This window comes from Halovenus aranensis (genome assembly GCF_900100385.1).
GTDB classification, from domain to species: Archaea; Halobacteriota; Halobacteria; order Halobacteriales; family Haloarculaceae; genus Halovenus; species Halovenus aranensis.
Genome location: NZ_FNFC01000002.1, coordinates 122,934 through 141,656, shown reverse-complemented (window position 1 = coordinate 141,656; position 18,723 = coordinate 122,934). Strand labels below are relative to the sequence as shown.

Annotated in this window: 14 protein-coding genes; 4 read left to right on the top strand and 10 right to left on the bottom strand. The window is 52.3% G+C overall.

The features are described from left to right. Positions 1-158: 158 nt before the first annotated feature. The 8 genes from cas2 to BLR34_RS02550 form a co-directional block, all read right to left on the bottom strand. Entirely contained in the window at positions 159-443 is a 285-nt protein-coding gene (gene cas2 / locus BLR34_RS02585) for a CRISPR-associated endonuclease Cas2 (protein ID WP_245683168.1), read from the bottom strand. Continuing rightward, a complete protein-coding gene (gene cas1b / locus BLR34_RS02580) occupies positions 421-1,416 on the bottom strand; it encodes a type I-B CRISPR-associated endonuclease Cas1b (RefSeq protein ID WP_092699125.1) in 996 nt (331 codons plus the stop codon). The genes cas2 and cas1b overlap by 23 nt, the downstream gene beginning before the upstream one ends. Before the next feature lie 2 nt (positions 1,417-1,418). Further along, complete coding sequence (gene cas4, locus BLR34_RS02575; protein ID WP_092699123.1) at positions 1,419-1,970, bottom strand: CRISPR-associated protein Cas4; 552 nt, start codon at positions 1,968-1,970, stop codon at positions 1,419-1,421. Between the two features lie 100 nt (positions 1,971-2,070). Further along, the gene (locus tag BLR34_RS02570; RefSeq protein WP_092699121.1) at positions 2,071-4,896 is read right to left on the bottom strand and encodes a CRISPR-associated endonuclease Cas3''; all 2,826 of its coding nucleotides are present in this window, start codon (positions 4,894-4,896) and stop codon (positions 2,071-2,073) included. Between the two features lie 18 nt (positions 4,897-4,914). After that, complete coding sequence (gene cas5b, locus BLR34_RS02565; protein ID WP_092699119.1) at positions 4,915-5,712, bottom strand: type I-B CRISPR-associated protein Cas5b; 798 nt, start codon at positions 5,710-5,712, stop codon at positions 4,915-4,917. 14 nt (positions 5,713-5,726) lie between these two features. Continuing rightward, entirely contained in the window at positions 5,727-6,752 is a 1,026-nt protein-coding gene (gene cas7b, locus BLR34_RS02560) for a type I-B CRISPR-associated protein Cas7/Csh2 (protein ID WP_092699117.1), read from the bottom strand. Between the two features lie 35 nt (positions 6,753-6,787). Beyond that, the gene (gene cas8b / locus BLR34_RS02555) at positions 6,788-8,911 is read right to left on the bottom strand and encodes a type I-B CRISPR-associated protein Cas8b/Csh1 (RefSeq protein ID WP_245683167.1); all 2,124 of its coding nucleotides are present in this window, start codon (positions 8,909-8,911) and stop codon (positions 6,788-6,790) included. Then, positions 8,908-9,729 carry a CRISPR-associated endoribonuclease Cas6 gene (locus BLR34_RS02550; RefSeq protein ID WP_092699115.1) on the bottom strand — a complete coding sequence of 274 codons (822 nt, stop codon included), beginning with the start codon at positions 9,727-9,729 and terminating at the stop codon, positions 8,908-8,910. Before BLR34_RS02550 ends, cas8b begins: the two co-directional genes overlap by 4 nt. Before the next feature lie 312 nt (positions 9,730-10,041). Here BLR34_RS02550 and BLR34_RS02545 point away from each other — a divergent pair, with 312 nt between their 5' ends. Continuing rightward, the gene (locus BLR34_RS02545) at positions 10,042-11,076 is read left to right on the top strand and encodes a Cdc6/Cdc18 family protein (RefSeq protein ID WP_092699113.1); all 1,035 of its coding nucleotides are present in this window, start codon (positions 10,042-10,044) and stop codon (positions 11,074-11,076) included. A gap of 144 nt (positions 11,077-11,220) precedes the next feature. On the opposite strand, the gene BLR34_RS02540 is transcribed toward BLR34_RS02545, so the two are convergent. After that, positions 11,221-11,640: a DUF5518 domain-containing protein gene (locus BLR34_RS02540; protein WP_092699111.1), complete on the bottom strand. Its 420-nt coding sequence runs from the start codon at positions 11,638-11,640 to the stop codon at positions 11,221-11,223. 330 nt (positions 11,641-11,970) lie between these two features. Here BLR34_RS02540 and BLR34_RS02535 point away from each other — a divergent pair, with 330 nt between their 5' ends. Continuing rightward, on the top strand, positions 11,971-12,219 hold the full coding sequence (locus BLR34_RS02535; protein WP_092699109.1) for a hypothetical protein: 249 nt from the start codon (positions 11,971-11,973) through the stop codon (positions 12,217-12,219). A gap of 11 nt (positions 12,220-12,230) precedes the next feature. Here the strand turns inward: BLR34_RS02535 and BLR34_RS02530 are convergent, their stop codons facing one another. Continuing rightward, complete coding sequence (locus BLR34_RS02530) at positions 12,231-12,491, bottom strand: PhiH1 repressor (protein WP_092699473.1); 261 nt, start codon at positions 12,489-12,491, stop codon at positions 12,231-12,233. 92 nt (positions 12,492-12,583) lie between these two features. On the opposite strand from BLR34_RS02530, the gene BLR34_RS02525 reads away from it, so the two are divergent. Continuing rightward, a complete protein-coding gene (locus tag BLR34_RS02525) occupies positions 12,584-13,627 on the top strand; it encodes a Cdc6/Cdc18 family protein (RefSeq protein ID WP_092699107.1) in 1,044 nt (347 codons plus the stop codon). Positions 13,628-13,836: 209 nt separating this feature from the next. Beyond that, complete coding sequence (locus BLR34_RS02520) at positions 13,837-18,591, top strand: AAA domain-containing protein (RefSeq protein WP_092699105.1); 4,755 nt, start codon at positions 13,837-13,839, stop codon at positions 18,589-18,591. Positions 18,592-18,723 lie beyond the last annotated feature (132 nt).

Sequence of the window (18,723 nt, the reverse complement as noted above, 5' to 3'; positions counted from 1 at the left end):
CGCTTCAATCCCTCACGGGTTCGTCTGGAACCCGCCGCAATTTCGACGGGTGAGTGGATATTGAACGAGGTTTCACAAACCAATTTCCATCGACCTTCAATTCGCCAGTTACCCCCAGGGGGTTGATGGAAACACAAACAGCTGGCAAGCCAGACCACTCAGGTGAACCGACTCCCCGGTTCGTCGCTTGCACCGAACGTGGTAAACTCAAACGCCGCCGGGTTCGTCGACTCGAAGACAATGACTTCATCGTCCGAATTGAGCGTGTCCTCAATGTCGTTCTTTAGAGATGTGACCTGACCATCAGTGAGGTCGCCGAAAAACACTGAATTCTGCAGATGTTCGAGGCGGCGACGCAGTAGCTTCCGATAGATGTGGGTCCTCTCAGCCGAAACATCGTATACAACAATCACATGCATCTTACCACCACCGCTCGGTCGCATGATATGGCTCGCCAGTCAAGATGTGCTTTTTGAGGCTGTAAACATCGGTCTGGACGAGTGTTTTGAAACTCACCTTGCGATTCAGACGTGGATGTTCGATGGTTTCATCCAGCGTTTCCTCATATTCCTTGAGTACGACTTTTCTCCCGTGTTCGGTCAGGAGAATTCCCTGGAGTTCATCTTCGAAGTCATCTATCGAGAGTTGTTGTCGGTTGACTAATCGAAAGAGCAACCGGTCCGCCAAGATAGGTTTGAAGATATCTGCGATGTCGAGGGACAATGTGAACCGCCGCTCGCCTGGCTCGTGGACAAATCCGACCGTCGGATCAAGAGCTGTTTTTCGAATCGCTGAGACACATGTTGTATAAACCATCCCGTTCAGAAAGGAGATAGCCGCATTGGCCTCGTTCGTCGGTGGGTTGTATTCCCGTCGGGTGAGCGTGAAGGGGTCTCGCAGAATCTGATCGAAACATCCATAGTACGTCTTACGCGCGTTCCCCTCTACTGACCGAAGATCGTTGATAGCACTGGTCGAAGAAACCGATGCTTTCAATTCTTCCAGTTCGTCGATTGCCTCCGAAAAGTCTCCTCTCCGGCCGCTGTAGTACCGCAGATTGACCCGCATATTGTGGATGCTCGCTTCAATCAGATTGTGTCCAATCTGGAGCCGACGGTCTAGGTCATCATATGCCCGTACCTGCTCGACCACTGTATTACCGGACACCTGTCCGCGCTTCGGGAGGTATGATCCACGGTAGTAATCATTCCAACCAAAAACGTGGAGTGGAACGTTGTGTTCGTTTAGTAACCCGAGTGCCCGCGTATTGAAATCGATCTGCCCGTGAAGATACAGGGAATCAACCGATTCGACCGGAAGGTATTCAGTATCTCCCTCAAGCGTGTCGATTCGTAGTGTTCCTTCGTTTCGTGACAGTTCTCCGTCAGCGAAGATGTGATGATTGGGTTTTGGCATGATTACATCCAGCAGATGTCTTGGTACAGACATGAATCGCAGTACGGTTTCTTATCAAGCTCTGGCGGCTGGCTCTTGCTCACAACATCTAGGATACCAGCGACGGTTGACTCAACCTTCTCGGTGGTAGACTCATCCAGCGTGACGGACTTTCTCTTCCGTTCTTTTGGGTACGCTAACACACCATCCTTGTCGACATCGTAAATCTCACGCAGGAACCACAGATAGAACAGCAACTGCATTTTGGCGGGTTTTTCAAGCGCCGAAGAGACTTTTACTTCCATCACATCACCCGAATCAAGGACATCGAGTTGAATGCGGTTCCCAATCATGAAAGAGCTCCGCGCGTTTTGATAACTGGTTTCGTCAACGTGTGTTCCCCGTTGAATATTAGTTGTCTCCCGGTCGATGTCGATTCCTCTGGACATGAACCAAAGTTCCCGCTTGCAGACGTGATAGTACTGGACCATCAGACCGGTGATCCGAATCTCAGGCTCACCCTCTGGACGGCGTTCATTTCTCACGTATTCGGCAACCGGTCTGACTGTCCTCATTGAACGCACCGCCTTGGTTTGACTTTGTGTTTATAACCTGCCATTTGACGCGTAGTTGTATTAGAACGGATATGATTCTTCTCCCTGAGCCGGTCGTCTGTCAGAGTGTAAATCGATCAGAAACAGAGTTGTCTGTTAGTTGTAACCCACCACTGACGAGATCATATTCGAGATCACTCCCGCCACAGAACTGAAACAGCTGAACACCCTCGGTGTTCCGTTCCTGTCTGTCGATTCGTGGGACTCGTGGTGCATCCTCGATAACCGGTTTTGGAAGAGATACACGGAGACCAGACGCGTCTTGCAGCCTATCAAATCCGGCTGGATTCCCACATGAAAGAGGCTCAGAGATACGTTTGATTGCTGTTTCATCTGCATCGGTCTGTCCGACTAAAACATCGAATGTCGGTATCCCACCGATGAGCGATTGACGGCCGAGCCAGCTTGCATTCGCATTATCAATGGCATCTCGCAAGTCGCCGTTCCAGAGTGATTTCTCATCGAGTGCCTCGAAATATGAGGATACAGCGACCTTCGAAAGTGTTGCATCGGCTACGTCAGTATGATCTGGTACTTGATCAAGTACGTCAGCGATGAGTTCTATATGACCAGGGATGCCGTCCTCAGTAGCACCCTTCTCGTATACGTGGTAGGCGGGCGGCTCCACGTTAGGATCGTCTGGCGTCTCAGCACTTGGATCAGCCAACATCCAGACGATTACTCGCCCGCCGTTTGTGCCCCACTCATACGAACGGTTGCACCGACCAGCAGCTTGGACAATACTATCCAACGGCGCAATATCCCGGAAAACGGTTTCAAAACTGAGGTCGACGCCTGCTTCGATAGCTTGTGTTGATACGAGAATGAATCGGTCGTCGCTCGTTGATAGGTGGTCGGAAAGTTTAATCAGGATTTCCCTATCGAAAGGACGGTACCGGGAGTTTAGAGTCAATAAGTGTGTCTTTGCTGTCCCACTCGAATCATCCGCCTGCTGTGAGCTATTTGAGGCGTGTTTCGGTGTCTCCGTTTTACTGTGCGATGTCACTCGTGCCAGCACTTCGTCGACGATGTCTGCTGTCGTGAGGGTTGGGTCTGCCGCATTGAGGTTGTGCTCCTCAAGTACGTCTTCAATCACTTCTCCTATGTGAGTCACCATTGGCCGCATTCTTAGAACATCAGTGAGCTCCCTTGAACTTCCGATGGTGTTACAAATCGCTAAGGTCGACCCATCGTCGTCAGTGGCATCAAGAATCCGGTCAGCGGCCGAGTTGTATCCAACATGTGTTTCGTCGCGTCCGTGTGTGCGACTCAATGCTGTCGGATCGATCGTATACCTGACGCGCTCTGCGTCTTCGAAATATGTCTCTTTCGCTGTAGGTGGTAAGCTGGTTTCGTACGTGGGCCCTTGCTGGCAATAGGTACAATCGGATGTGTCGTGTGCCCGTCCGGCTTGAAGGAGTGAGTCTGTCTGGATATTCCGGACTAGTCCGGGTTGTGTTGCTGTCATTGCAATGATTCGTGCGTTATACTCGCTTGTTATAATATCCAACAAGCGGACGATTCCATTCCACCAGTCTTTAGATAGCGCCTGGGGTTCGTCGAGGATGATGATGCTCGATTCCAGCGATGGTAGCTTCACTCCCTGTCGATTGGTCGGGCCAGTCAGGCTCTCAAACAACTGCACGAAGGTCGTGAGTACTGTCCCATCGCGCCATGCTTCTCCGAGGAATTCGGCCGTTTCGTCATCTGTGTCCGCTGTATCGGTGGCAGAGTATTCGTCATGATGGACGACGGTTTCGCTGAGATAATGATGCACCGTCAGTGCCGAGAGTTGTGGGTCCGCACCCCACAGGCTTGGATCTTCGAATATCTCTCGCGTCTGCTCAATAATACTCGTATACGGGAGTGCGTAGACAATTGGCCTCGTAGCTTCAGAATCGTCTGAAAGTATATCTCTTGTTTCGAACGCTGCAGACAGCCCAGTGAACGTCTTCCCTAGTCCAGTTGGGAGTGTCAGCGTGGCAATCCGCGAGGTTGAATCAGCCAGCCACTCGTGAACACCTCGAACGGCCTGTCTGCGCGCGCGCTCACGTTCGTCGTTCAGTCGCGCCTCAAGAGAGTTTTCTGTCCTCCCGTCCCGCAACTCTGCAATGTAGTCCTCAATCGTCTCCCGATCCAGGGTATCGAGGTCAAAAAGCCAGTCGTCAGGAATGTCCATCGCGTGACTCTTGTCGGCTAGCGTCAGGGCCGACCAGTATCGAAGTGTTCTGTCGTAGAGTCTATCGGGGAGTGAATTCTGTGTAATTTTGTATCCCGAAAGCGTACTCCGGGCGCTCAGTCCTCGGAGTTCCGATGAGACATCGGCGGACAGAGCCCACGTATAGAAGTCATCCCAGCTTGGATTCGACAGCGGTGTTTGTTTCAGCAGGCTCGTCGCCGCCTCTGGCCACATTTCAGCGATACCGTTCAGTTGTGCCTGTATCACGCCAGCGCCTTCTTCAAATGCCCGTGCCAGCGTTTCAGCAGTGTACTGCGCTGCATTCGGAAGTGCTTGGTGATGGCGCGCAACCGCCAATGTTCCCGCAAGTCGGTCACGGTCTGGAGCGTCTAATTCACCGAGAGCATACCACGTAGCAAGCGCCCCAAGCCGGGCGTGGGTTGTCTCCTCCTCGGGGCATGTGGCTGTTTCATTCGGTCGGACGTGCGCCTGGAACTGCGGTGTCGCCTTACCAAAATCATGGAGTGCCGCCGCTGTCTGAATGTATTCGACACTCTTGTCTTTCTCACCGTAGAGTTGTACTGCCCGGTCCGCAACGGTGTGGTTATGAGCAGTGAGTCGCAGATCGCCGCGGGGAGTCAACTGCTCGTCAGTATACGTGACTGGGTCCTCGTCTCGGGTCGGATGTGATATCAAGGGGGGATGCATTGAAATTGTGGGTCGTATTCAGCGGAAAATCACGGTTCGTGAACCGACCTGGACCGGAATAGGGTCACCGTCAGATCTGATTCGAACCGGACTACCGGCCTGTTGTGTGTAGACATAGTCGTCGAACCGTGTCGTCTTGCGGCCACCGTTAGCTCGCTCCATTACTGCGGGCGACCGTTCCACGCCATATGTGACGTTTCCTTGAGGAACAGCATCCGACAGTGAGCCGGGAACAACCGAGTCAACATCAACCAGATCATCGGGCTGGAGCCGTTCCGGCGTCTGTGACTGAACATCCTCGATTATAGCCAGATATTCGGACTTTCCAAGGCTGGGCGGATACACAGCAGTTCCGGACATGAGATGATCTTGGAGGTCGCTGTAGAATGTCTCATCTTCGACTGCAATGTCGATTCGATACACGGGGTCAGCCAGTACTTCGTAGCCGTGTAGCTGCCGGTCCTTAGTCGTATCTTGATATGTCAGGTTGTACTCACTGTAGTAGTTGCCGACGTTCGTAGTCACATCTTGGCCTGGATCAGTCCCCAGTCCAACGGTCGGAATATTGACCGTCCGAAGATCAGACAGCGGCGTTATCGCAATGGCAGCATTGTCTGCTCCGAACGTGTCGTAGTATGAATTCCGTTCAGCACCTACGATAGCTGCGGTCATTCCGGCGACAGTCGTTCGTGGCGGGATACGGTAGGTCTGTTTCGTCACACTGCGGCCGACACGTTTGAAATGAGCCCAGGTAGACCTGACAGTAAACGACAGGCACTTATTGGGAATCCCTTCAGCGTCGATGTTTGGTGACATCTTCGACACCCCAATCAGGCCGCTAAATCACGTTCTTCGAGCACATTGATGCGGTGGATAGAGTGTCCTTCCGATTTGAGGTAGTCTGCAAATTGGTCACCCTGCATCGATTTGTCTTCAACCTGAAGCGTCAGGCGGTCATCACCGACAATGTGGAGCTGCTCAATTCGGTCACTCGCGTCGTTCAGCGTAGTTACCAGCTCCGTCGCATCAACAACGGCATCACTCACCGACCGAAGCGACGCTGCGCTTTCATCCGCCAACTCAAGCAGTTCATGGAGGCCACCGATATGATAATTCCCTTCCTCGTACTCAACACGGAGGTACAGGCGAGGCTCCTGCCCCAACTTTGAACGGGATGTCGTCTGATTTTTTAGAGCCCGCCAACAGAGTGTGTCAAGCCGCTTGACATCTTCCTGGGTCAGTTGCGTTGACTCAGCACCATTGTTGTCAACCAACCCCCAGAATGGAAAGAGACCGTATTTGATGCGCTTGTCGTCGAGATCGAAGCCACCCTGTCGGTTCTCTTCACCGGTCGAAATCACACTTGTGAGGGAATCGTACTCTTCGTTCTCTTCGACCTCATTCAGTGATTTTGCTGGGAGGAACTGAACCGGTCCCTGATAATGATTCGGGAGCGCATCGTTCAGCCCTGCCCGGAACTCCTCGTCGTCCTCGTCATCGCTGGACTCGAAGCTGAGCGTTGCTCCAAAGTAGCGTACATCGGTTGCAGCCTGCAGAAAGTCTGTTCCCAGATCTTCTACTTCCTCGATCTCTTCGGCATCACCGACCATATCAAGGACATCCTTGATTAGGGTAGTTCGCGTCTTCGACTCGCCATCGACCTTCTTGACGTAGATATCGTATCCGTCGTCAAGAAGCTGATCACGGAGGTATCGCTTGAGACGAACATCGGTGATGATTCCCTGGCCGGTATCAGGATCACGCCGGGGACGATTGTCTCCAATTGGATTGCCGTTGGGGTTGCAGTCCTGTGCGTCGTACATAAACAGCAGTTCGGATCGGTTTGGTGTTGTCATTGGTATGAATGGTGTGTTTGTGTGATTTCGGTGGCTTATGCAGTGGCAGTCTCGTCGTTCTCAGCGTCCTCACCGTCGTGCATATCATATGCAACCGGCATTGAGCGCCGGCCGTGGGCATGGCCCAGCACGTAACAAAACTGGAGTTCACGTCTGTCTATATCCCACTCCGTGGGCATCGCCTCGGTTTCTACCAGCAGTCGATCAACGGTTTCGGGATAGAGCAGATCCCGATGGTACGACCGGTCGGAATCCTGTGCGTAGACTTTCGCTTTTTCGAGTGCTGCAGTCAGTGCGTTTTCTAGCCCGTTTTTCGTGAGCTGATCTCCTTTCGTACCAGTATCTAATGGACGACCAACGTTCCGAACCGAGTCTTGGTGCCAGCTGATTTGGCCGACGAGAACGCCTGCCAGGGCTGTGGCTTTTCGTGTCGTATCGTTGAACATCGGCCGATCCAAGAACGAATCGAGCCGCTGTTCACGAATCGTTGCGATATCGTCCGTATCGATTGTGGTTTCTGTTGTCATCGTTGTCTCTGTTGGTTCGATCTGTGTGTCGAGTCCGCTGAGTAATCCGGCTCGGGAGAGTGTCTCAAGATGCACAAGTTGCTGAGCGACAACTTGCTGTGGTGGAATATCGCCGCCCTCAGCGGCGTCGTCGTAGCGCCGCATGTACTCCTTGAACAGTGTCTGTGCATTGATTGGTGTCCCTGAGAGCAGCCGATGGTCAACAATACGACGGAAATCGTCGTCTTCCTCGTCTCTGTACCCGAATACCGAATCTGTAAACTCGTGATTTGTCACGAGCGTGTATGCCAGTCGGCGGGCTAGCATTTTGTCCGAGGTATCGAGTTGGAGCAACGGCCAGTTGTCGAACGAGCTGAACCCCCCTTTCGAGGGGGTGAGCGTCGGACCTTCGATCGTCTCACGAAGTGCCTCAGCGATTTTTGTCGGCCAATAGACCGATGCAGCCGGCTCCTCAGCAATGATGTTCTTATCATCACTGATTGGCATTGTGACCGTGTAAAATCGAAGTTCCTCTTCGGCCAGCTTTTGAATAGCTGGGTCATCGTGTTCTGTAAGGTTGAACGTGACCTGTGCCATCGGCGGATCTTGCGTGCCTCCGATTTCGCTCTCTGAATCAACCGAATCGATAGCCAGATAGAGGGCTTCTGCCTTCTCCGCTGTCATTTCACCGGCGAAATACGGGAGTGCATACGTTTCCATTCCACCGTTCCGGTAAACACAGCGGTCAATCAAATCCTGTCCCTTAGCGAATAACATCGCCACGTCGTCACTAACAGGATAGTTCCGCCAGGATTCTGTCTGCCGGAGACCAGGTTGTGCATCAGGATGTTTCACCGAAAAGACACCAAGTGGACTCTCTGGCGTGCCGACAACTCGCCCATCAGTTCCTGACACGACCCCGATACCCTGTCCTTCCGACGATCCCTTGTCGATGTTTTTGTTCGCCGCGTTGGCTGTTGCATACCGTTTCATCGCCTCTTCGAGAACACCGATTTCAGCCGGGTACAACCACTCTTTCTCGCTTGCTTCGCCCGACTCTATCCCCGCTGGAGTGAGTCTCAGCCGGACCGTTACGACGTAGGGATATGACTCATCCTCCGGCAGACGGTCGAGAATCTTGGTTTGCAGAGATTCCAAGTTCTCGGAATCTTTTTCAAACATGTTTGCGAGAGCTTCAATAATCCACCCGTCCGGATGTCCGTCATCACCGGTTAGGCTCTGGACACTGTCTTGACCAGTCCACGACCGGATACGGCGCAGAATCGTCGTACTGACACCTTCTGCGTCGTTTCCATTCTTTGATCCAATCTGTGTGAGGCTATATTTGGCACCGCGCCCAGACGATTTGTGGGAATAGCCCAGTTTTGAGACAGTTTCCTCTCGGAGAACATCCTGGTCGAGATCAACGATTTCTGGAGACTCACCGGTCAAGTCCACAGAAATCGTGACTATACGACCGTCGTCGATGAACGGCTCAAGCTTGCTTGGCGTCGTATAGAGAGCACCACCACTTTCAGCAACGGCTAGCACGCCGTACAGCGCCATCACGTCTTCGAGGCTGGCTGGGGGTCGACCGTGCCAGTGTGCATCCAGGGCGTTCTGGAAGTCTTCGGGTGTTGGATCGTTGCTCATGGCTTGGTTGCTCGTGGTGGGTTCTGTTCTCTGAGGTTCAGGAATCCAAACCCGTGCTCACGCCGCTGTCCAATGCCCGAATCAAGCGCTAGATTCAGGTGGTAGCGATGGGCGTCATCTCGGACTCGATACCCCAGTCGCCACTTTGAGAGGATGACTGTTCGATCGACAGCAGTAGCAGGTTGAAAATGGACTGGATAGGTGACCTCGTCTTTGATTGGTTCTACCTCAGTAAACAGCGGTTCATCAACCTCCATCGGTCCATCATAGTAATCGTCGCCAAACTGGTCATGAGTCTGCTGAAGCGACCGTCGAATTGTCGCCTGTAGCGGTTCCATCCCGTGTTTTGGCCGCCAGAATAACTTAGTTTCTGAGTCACCAGCTTCAATTTTTGAAGTGTCGAGGCCGTGTTTTTCAGCCATTTCTCTACTCAAAGCACAGAACACTCCTGTGCCGGTATCGATTCGGCCGGTTGAGCCGGGTTCGCCCACTTGCGGGACATGGCCAGTAACGTCTGTAACCTCAAATCGCATCTGGCCAACCTCAAACCCGCGGTGATCATTGAAATGTTCGAGTAGCTCATCGATAACTTCCCGACGTGGTGTGGCGATTCGGATGTAACGTTCGTCTCCTTCTTTAATCTCGCCCCAGGGGAAGATGTTGGAAAACACGAATCCAATTCCATGATCCGTACCGTGAGACTCGATGTACTTATCATTGTTCTGGAAGGCTCGCCAGATTCGGCCTCGTATTTTATGATGGGCTGAGGTATCGTAAGCCGCGTCAGCGAGCGCCTCTAAAGTCAGTTCTACTCGCATTTCAGGTCTCACCAATTTGTTCCGTTCATGACTATAAGCCTGAGTGTCCAGTGGGAAACACTTCAAAGTAACGAGGGAAATGTAATAGGAGGTCCATCTTGTCACAGTATGGTAGCTGAGCTGGAGACGCTGACGCTGGACGATTTCCTATCTGAGGAGGAATAGCAATTCTCTGGAAATAGGGCGCGTTTTTCATGTTTAGCTTCCGTGTCCGAACTCCTGCTAATGGCTGGCAACGGTTTTTACCGATAGAGCCTCGACGACATCCAAGTGGACTTTATATACTGCGGCGGCACACCGAGATAATTAGCTATGATTACCGACCCTGAAGTCGTCGAGCCCGACTACCTCCCGCGTCGGCTCCTCCATCGTGATCATGAAGCTGACCACCTGTTACGATGCTGGGCCGCTGGTGAGGACGTTCTCCTTCACGGGCGCTCCGGCGTTGGTAAGACCACCCTCCTGAAGCACACACTCGACCGCTACCGAGAGCAGACCGGTACACAGTGTGCGTTTATTCCGTGTCTAAACACGACCGCGGGTGTCATCCGACAAGTCCTCACCGAACTCCCAGGCGCGGACCCCGGCAAGACGACACCACAGGAAGACCTCTGTCTCGAACTTCGCGAGCGCATCACGCAACCAACGAATCTCGTCCTCGACGAGGCGAACGATCTCGTCGACACTGACGCACTCCGGCGTCTCGACGATGTGGACGGAATCTCAATAACTGCTGTTGTCCACCACCCCGATAAGTGGCTTGGCACTGCCGACCCGGAAACCCGTCGTCGGTTCCAAGGTCGTGAGTTGGCTGTCGAACCATTCTCAGTGACGGAACTCGCCGACATCCTCGAACGACGAGCGGCTGCAGGGCTGCGAGATCACGCCGTCTATCACGACCAGCTCCGGGACATCGCCGACCAAGTCGCCGGCAACGCTCGGCGTGGTATCCAGATTCTCCGCGCAGCTGCTGAACTGGCGCGACGCCGCGGTCACGAGCGCATTCTGGACGAGGATATCGACGACGCCGACGAACTTGCCGAGCGCCGGATACTCGAACACAACCTGCGCTCGCTGACGTTCCATCACAAACTCATCTACGAGATTATCCGGTGTTCTGCTGGCATCGCGAAGGGGGAGTTCCACGACCGATACGACGAGGTTGCTGACGAGATCTACCACGGACGGCCCATTTCACCGCTAAGTAAACGCAGCCGGAACCGGAAGATTCGGTTACTGCGAGACTACGGTCTCGTCAGGGCAACCGCAGAAAATCGGCACGGCGATTACGCTGTTGTGAACAGTAGCGTTATCCCGGCGATTGACGTGCCCGAATTAGTTGATTGAGACTCTTCCGCAATGGATGTAGTTTGAATTATTGGAGGGTGTTACAAGGTGTTATACAACGGTTCCCATACCTGTTAGCACCATCCCGAACCGGTCCATTCAGCGCGCGTATGCAGCAGTGGCGGGGAGCTCAATTTCGCTTGATCACGATGCTTGACCGACCCTGAAATCGGCGACAGCGTTTGCTACCCAGGCACCAATTCGACCGGAAATGAGGCCGAGCACCGGCGAGACACTCAGAAACATCACGACGGCAATGAGGAAGAACACGATCGTATTGAGGGACCACGCCACAGTCGTCCCTTCGGTGACAATAAATACAGATACTGCAATCATGCCGCCCAGAAACCCAGCACGAAGTCCAGCAGCACTCGGCTCTACCGAGCGGGTAACTGCGACAGCTCCTGCCAGTATGGCTCCAAGTACCATTACTCCTCCACCGACTGTCAATTCGGAGTTCGGAAGCCAGCTTATCAGGATAGTGGCGGGTAGTGCAGCTATCGTTCCGAGTATCGCAATGCGCCAGACCTGTGGAATTCGACGGGTTCGGGTATCTGAGACCATACCCAGTATTGTCTAACTGAATACATAAACCAGCTCTTTAGTTGCTGACTCTGAAACAATAAGGGGGGTTGAGCAGGCGTGATGAACGACTGGGTCAGTGTCCGGAAGAAAACAGTGATTGTTCTGCTGACTACACGCTCTGTATGTTGCATACCAGCTCAAACATTACACTCATTTGGTAGCTTCTTCGCCGGTCAGTCTACACCGCTACTGACCGGGTGAAAATAGCTTTATCACACGCTGCTTAGACATAGTGGTGGGTAAGTCTAACCTACTCTCGACGACACACAAGCCCTTTTTAAGCAGTCTCCCGCCGTCGGTCTGCAGTGTATGCCAGCGAACGAAGTCCACGAAGTCGACCTGTACGGGAACAGCCTCACAATCGAACTCCGCGAGATGCGCTCCGGAGGGAAACGAGAAATCGACATCGAATCCGACGACGGCCGCAAGTGGCGTGTCGTCGCCACCTCTACCGGCTCGCTCGACCACATCGAGACGACCTGGCGCGACGGAAAATTAGCAGACCTCGACGAACCAGACTGGATGGGCGACCTGTTCGCACAGCTCAGCGGAGCCTAAAGATGGAACACTCACTCGTCGACCGGCGCAAGCTCGCTGGCGTCGAGTTCCTCGTCCAGATAGGCCTCGCCTTCCTCAGTGAGTCCATAGAGCCCTCGCGAGATTCGTTCAAGCAGTCCAGCCTCTGCCAATTTTGGACACCGATTTCTGGCATGTCCCGCCGATGGCCCTCCGAGGTCTTCGATAGCAGTCGGAGTGAGGTTCCCAAATTCCCGAATCAGTTCAAGAATTCGGTCATCGGAGGGAGCCATCCAGTCAGCCGGCTTACGCATGTTATGTTTGGTGTTGGTGGCAAACGACATACAATCACTGATTATTCACAAATTACGGCTTCTAACGTATACCCGGTGAGGAACTACGTCCAATGATAACTGACGCACGAGCCCTCCGGCCTCAGTTTATTCCCCGGGATATGGTCCACCGCCAGGGCGCAATCGACCAGATGGTCTCTATAATCGACCCGCTGAAATGGAGTGTCTCATCCGACAATATCAGCATCTTCGGTCCGAGTGGAAGCGGCAAGACCACGCTGGCGAAGTACGTCCTCCGGAAGATGGAGCGCTCCCATCTCGACTACCGCTGGGGCTACGTCAACTGCATGTCCGAATCGAGCAAGACCGGTGCGTTACACCGCGTCCTCAGAGACTGCCGATTAGGACAGGACATCCGCCGAGCAGGGACGCCAGCCAGCGAGTACTTCGAGCGCATTCGAGAGTTCGACGGCGTGTTGGTCTTCGTCGTCGACGAGGCCGACGTGCTCGACGAGCCCGAGCTCATCGCGGCGCTGGCGGACATGGAAGGCGTCTGTCTCATCACCATCTGCATCGACCAGGACGAGTTCCACGCCAGCCTGCGCGACCAGGAGCGCGTTCGCTCTCGCCTGCGAGCCGCCGAGACGATTACCCTGGACAAGTACTCCTACTCCCAGCTCTCGGACATCATCCGGTATCGCGTCGATCACGGCCTCGACGCCGGGCGCGTAGACGACGAGGCCGTCGAGTACATCGCCGACATCGCAGCGGGGGACGCTCGCCGTGGCATCGCCTACCTCCGTCGGGCTGCGCGACACGTCCAGGACGGTTCCGCCGAGACGTTGACCGTCGACGTGGTTCGAGACGTCGCCGACGATGCACAGGCGAACCTGCGCGAACGGCGAATCCGGTACCTCGGGACGCACAAACGGGCACTGTACGACCTCGTCGAAGCCGGTGGCCCTGACGGAGTCTCGGCTGGTGAACTGCACCAAGAGTACCAGAAGAGCGTGCAGAATCCGAAGGTCCGGCGGACGGTTCGGCGGTATCTCGACTCCCTGGAGCGTTACGAGTTGATTGAGAGTTACGGGTCAACGAGTGCGACGAGGTACAAGACAATCGGCTCGAAGGCTGCTGAGGCTGCCCGTCAGACGTAAGAGAGCAGTGCATCTTAGGAAGTATCTCAGCCCCATTTAAACGCTGCCCATAATTGCGTGCAAGATAGAACACGCATATTCATTACCCCTACTTTGGAAGACTCTTATCCTGCCGGAAAACTTGATGCAGCACCAGTGACTGAAAATTCACAAGGGAAGCTGTGTGTTTAGCAGATGGATTTTTTATTCTTCAATAAAATCTATAATCTGTGTCCAGCAATACCGGATCTCGCCCCCTGATTAGCCCGAGTCAGATTGAGAGGCATATTGCTTTTGAGGAATGTCCACGTTATCTGAAACTTCGGATCGATGACCAGGGAGAGCAGAACAAACGAAACTGGAATGAAGCTTTCCAACCGGTGAGTGTTCTTCTATCCGGAACAGGAGGGAAGTTTGAGCAGGATGTTGAGAGTGATCTCAGACAGGACTGCCAAGATATCCGAAACACCCAAAAGGCCTCCTCAAAATATACAATACCTGATAAGATAGACAAAAACCACTACCAAGACGCTATATCCAGCGCGAAAGAGATACTTGAAGACGCAGTGATCGAAGTATCAAACAACTCCACGTCGAAGCCATTAGTAATTCGAGAATGTTGCCTGGCCGGTGAGATTGGTGTATTCCCCGTTGTTGGGTTTGCTGATATCGTGATGATTTGGCCGGGAAGCGATGATGATGCTATCGAGATACGTATATTCGAGATTAAAAGTGCGTGGGAGGAGAAAACCAGTCATCGACTCCAGACCGCTATTTATGCCGAACTTCTCAGTAGCCGACTGAACGACTTAAAATCAATATCGGATGAAATCAAGGTAACTGCAGGCGTTATTTTTCGAGAAACAGAGATCAATAATGCAGTTCCTGACGAGCTTCCGAGTTTTGACCTCCCACTTATACAGGGTGACGTCGCTCGATTGTTCCGGAAAGATGGCAAAATCGACCAGATATATCAAGACGATATTGAAGAGGTAGGCTACCAGTTAAATCAGAAGTGCGAAGGATGCATTTATAATGAGTCCTGTTACACGCGGGCAGTAGAATCGCGAGACATAGCTGCATTAGGACTTTCACGCGGCGAACAACAAGTATTCCGAGATCAGGATATCCATACAATTGATCAAATCGCTCAACTCAAGCAGCCACCAGATAACTCCTCGCCGGACTCATACACACCTCTCGAACCGGTTGCTGGCAAGCGACAAACCGTTGACGAGCTGGTTTCTGACCCGACGATCGGGAACGAGCTTGATGATATTGTTCGCCGAGCACAGGTAATGCTTGGAGAACTCAACCCAGGACACAATTACGCGTATACTGAGTATGACTCCGCACAACAGATCGGCGGAAAAGGGTACCTCGAGATGCCAGCGGCTTCGTACGATGTACCCTTCGAGCCCAGCGGCTACGACCCTGAGCGACTTCTACGGATTTATATAAATGTTCAGTGGGACTACATGCGGGACTCTATCATTATGATGTCTGCTCGTGTCGAAGCAGAGCAATTAGAACCCAAATCAGTAGCTCAAATTGACAAGGATGTTAACCCTGATCCACAGCAGGCTAAAACGGATGAAAGAAAACTCCTCGATACCTTCTTCAAGAAACTGTACGGGGTGATTCAGGGCTTTACGAGCAAACTCTATGACGAGAATCAAACGATTGACGGGGAGCAAGATTGTGTTGAGCCCCAAACACACGTCTATTTTTATAGTCAATTAGAGAGAGAAAAGCTGTTAGAAGCCATTCGACGCCATCCCAGTATCGTAGGTGCACAAGGCGTTCGGGATTTGCTTGGGCTCCGACGTGGCATAGATGAACATATGACCACAATTATCGAGGATCAGGTCGAGACATATTACGCCCTGCATTCACCCAGCACTGGTCTTCTACCCGTACTAAATGAGGTTCCTACAAAAAAGGATAGGATGGACTACAAGAACAAAGAAGTCACAGCAGAGCGGCCCGCTGATTACTTGCCTTGGAAACAGGAGAACGCTGTATTTGGTTCTTGGTCTGTCGCGTACAAAAATAAGATGGTTGAGCTTGACGAGGTCTTTTCTAAGGGACTGTTCAATTACTGGAAACCATATACTTCTTCACCGTCTCCTGGATCCACATTTGCGAACACAGCAGCCAAGCCACGTGCCGGGACGTTGAAATTCCGGTTTGATCATCAACAATCGCAGGATGGCTTCTTGTCGCTGCACCCCAGATACGGGAGTCAAATCCCATTAGAGTACTTTTGGTGTGCGGCGGATCAGCTGAATGTATCCTGGCTAGACAATCCACAAAAGCAAAAGAGAGAACAGATTGCTATTGAACAATACACATACTACGACAGGAGTAGCCAGAACAACGAGATAGAGCCAGAACTTATCAAGAAGCTGGGTAAGAAGTTAACAGGAGCTGTTGCTGCTATCGAGAGATCTCTCTGGAATAAGGATGGTACGATAAACAAAGACCGGCGCGAAATACATCGGCCTGACTTTACCTTAGGAGACTTAGATCTCTCTCGAAGTGCACAAGAATATCTCGAATTAGAGTATTCCGTCCAGCGGCAAGAAGCACTGGAACGCCATGCAAAAGCACCCCGTCAACGGGTTCAAACAGGGAGAGCGTCCGTTTTCAGACTTACCGATGTAGAACTCACATCGGACGGTGATCTTCAACTCCATGGTGAGCTTGCCTACGACGAGTTAGGATATGCGGATCCTGACCAAGTGATGAACATGTGCCGGCTGAAGGAGCCAGGCGACTCCTCGAGTGGAAGCTTTGTTACTCTCAACAGAATCGAACGATCCGATGGGTTCTGGAAGCACAGAGACCATCTTTCCCCTGAAGAAGTCGATAGGGGAATTTCTGGAACGGTCGAAGAGTTAGATTACGAGGATGAGAAAATCCTCATCGAATTAGGTCAATTCAACGATCATCAGGGCGATGCACCCGGTGCTGTAATCAACAAGCACAGAGACTTCCATACTTGGGGGACAGACTGGTCACTCGATCCGGACGATGCAAACGAGCCATCTGTAGAGTACATTCCGGGACTGGAACCGACTGGCGTAATGCGGCGTGAGGAGGATGATGCACAGCGAAAACTCGGGAGTTTCGGCTCAAGTACTGGGAATCAAAACGGCGGGACTGGGTCGAGTTCGATTTCGGCCACTGACCTCGATCAGGAGCGTGTATATTTCATTGTTGATAAACAAACCGATGATGTCACATCACTGAGGACATCTGATGCTCTGGATCATGCTACATCTAATACGCTAATTAATCGGATAAAGGAGATTCAAGAGGGGAACCAAGCTGCCCTCTCGATAAATCAGTATCACAAGAATGCAGTAGAGAATGAGTTCCTTCCCTGGGTAGAGACCACCGCAAATCGGACTTCCGGAACTGCAGCGGAACTCGACAAGCCGAATGATAAACAGCGAGACTTTATTAAACGAACAGACGAGAGTATCGTTTCACTACAGGGTCCGCCTGGAACCGGAAAGACCGCTGGTGCAATGGCTTACGCAATTGCTGGCCGGTTATATGATCGCACAAGCCACGATAAGCCGTTCGTGGGTGTCGTAACCGGATTCTCAAATAAGTCTGTCAACGAACTTCTTAAGGATACGGCAACAACTCTCCGTGCACTCCAAAACCATTCTGGAGATGCTTCAACAAACAAAGGGCAAAAGAATGCAACGGCAGATCGTACTGCGTTCGATTCTGTAGACATCTATCGGATCAGCAGCAGTCCAATCGCTCAGTCGCAGCAGATCTCTAACGTCGAATATATCAATTATAACGAGGATGACCAGCAAGTTCAACAGGTGGCGAAGAAGCTTAGAGAATTCGTCGGCACAGGTCTCAGCGGATCGGGGTCATTTGACAGACCGCAATTATTCTTCATCACCCCCAGCGGAATATCGAAATTCTTCAACAAAATTGGAGACATATATTCGAGGAATACAGATCCGGGCACCGGCTCGCACTATACAGAGAACTTCTATAATTTCCTCGCAGTCGACGAATCGAGTATGCTCCCGATGCCGCAGTTCTTCCTCACAGGTGCTTTCCTCACCGATGAGAGCCAAGTCTTACTTTCGGGAGACCATAGACAGATGCCACCGGTGCAGATTCACGAGTGGGAAGAAGAAGATCGGAGAACCATCGAACAGCTGGCCCCTTACTTGTCCATCTCAGAATATGTTAGGGTCATAAATGGTGAAAAAGAACTTGAGAACGTATCTCCGCCCGCGAGTACGGTTCCTATCCCTGTCGAGAAGCTTGAACGGACATACCGTTGCCACTCAGACCTCGCGGAGTTCCTTCACGAGTGGGTCTACAGTGATGATGACCTTCCTTATTCGTCCCAAGAAACAGCCACGTTCTCCGGTTGGCAGAGTACAAATCGTGGCGTAAGTGCGATTCTTGATGAAGACTATCCGATCACAGTTGTACTACACGACGATAGTGCCAGCAAACAGGAGAGCATCGTGGAAAGGGAATTAGCCAACGAGCTTGCAGATGCTACCACACAAACTGCCGACGTCGGGGTAGTGACGCCTCATAATGCCCAGCGAGGCAGTCTTAAAGCCATCTTGGCTGATAAGGTGAAGGCGGATACAGTAGAGCGGTTCCAGGGTGGAGAAAAAGACCTGATTATGGTTTCGGCCACAGTTGGCGACCGTGATCAGGTTCGAAAAGAGACTGAGTTCCTCTTGGATGCGAACCGCCTAAATGTCGCTGTTTCGCGGATGAAAAAGAAGCTCGTTGTGTTGGTAAGTCGCTCTGTATTCGAAGTGTTCCCCGAAGATGCAGAAACGTACGACGAGACCCGTATCTGGCGGGGACTTCTCGACAAAGTCAACGCGACCGAGGATGCCCCTCAATGGCGAGGTCAACTATCGGACATTGTGTCCTCCCCGACGAAAGATGTGTCAATCGAAGTGTATTCGAGCGATTAATCGAGGCGAATAGGGCGGCGGGAATCGTTCGGTATCCAGAGGCAAAACGTTCGGCTTCGGTGATGTCCGGCCGCCGCAGATAATCATTTAAATATCAATTATCGGCGGGCACCAAAGCTAGTTAGCTCATAA

What these genes read in the sequence shown, in the direction of transcription:
- cas2 (WP_245683168.1), bottom strand. Translation starts at nt 443, where the DNA reads ATGCGACCGAGCGGTGGTGGTAAGATGCATGTGATTGTTGTATACGAT.
- cas1b (WP_092699125.1), bottom strand. Translation starts at nt 1,416, where the DNA reads ATGCCAAAACCCAATCATCACATCTTCGCTGACGGAGAACTGTCACGA.
- cas4 (WP_092699123.1), bottom strand. Translation starts at nt 1,970, where the DNA reads ATGAGGACAGTCAGACCGGTTGCCGAATACGTGAGAAATGAACGCCGT.
- BLR34_RS02570 (WP_092699121.1), bottom strand. Translation starts at nt 4,896, where the DNA reads ATGCATCCCCCCTTGATATCACATCCGACCCGAGACGAGGACCCAGTC.
- cas5b (WP_092699119.1), bottom strand. Translation starts at nt 5,712, where the DNA reads ATGTCACCAAACATCGACGCTGAAGGGATTCCCAATAAGTGCCTGTCG.
- cas7b (WP_092699117.1), bottom strand. Translation starts at nt 6,752, where the DNA reads ATGACAACACCAAACCGATCCGAACTGCTGTTTATGTACGACGCACAG.
- cas8b (WP_245683167.1), bottom strand. Translation starts at nt 8,911, where the DNA reads ATGAGCAACGATCCAACACCCGAAGACTTCCAGAACGCCCTGGATGCA.
- BLR34_RS02550 (WP_092699115.1), bottom strand. Translation starts at nt 9,729, where the DNA reads ATGCGAGTAGAACTGACTTTAGAGGCGCTCGCTGACGCGGCTTACGAT.
- BLR34_RS02545 (WP_092699113.1), top strand. Translation starts at nt 10,042, where the DNA reads ATGATTACCGACCCTGAAGTCGTCGAGCCCGACTACCTCCCGCGTCGG.
- BLR34_RS02540 (WP_092699111.1), bottom strand. Translation starts at nt 11,640, where the DNA reads ATGGTCTCAGATACCCGAACCCGTCGAATTCCACAGGTCTGGCGCATT.
- BLR34_RS02535 (WP_092699109.1), top strand. Translation starts at nt 11,971, where the DNA reads ATGCCAGCGAACGAAGTCCACGAAGTCGACCTGTACGGGAACAGCCTC.
- BLR34_RS02530 (WP_092699473.1), bottom strand. Translation starts at nt 12,491, where the DNA reads ATGCGTAAGCCGGCTGACTGGATGGCTCCCTCCGATGACCGAATTCTT.
- BLR34_RS02525 (WP_092699107.1), top strand. Translation starts at nt 12,584, where the DNA reads ATGATAACTGACGCACGAGCCCTCCGGCCTCAGTTTATTCCCCGGGAT.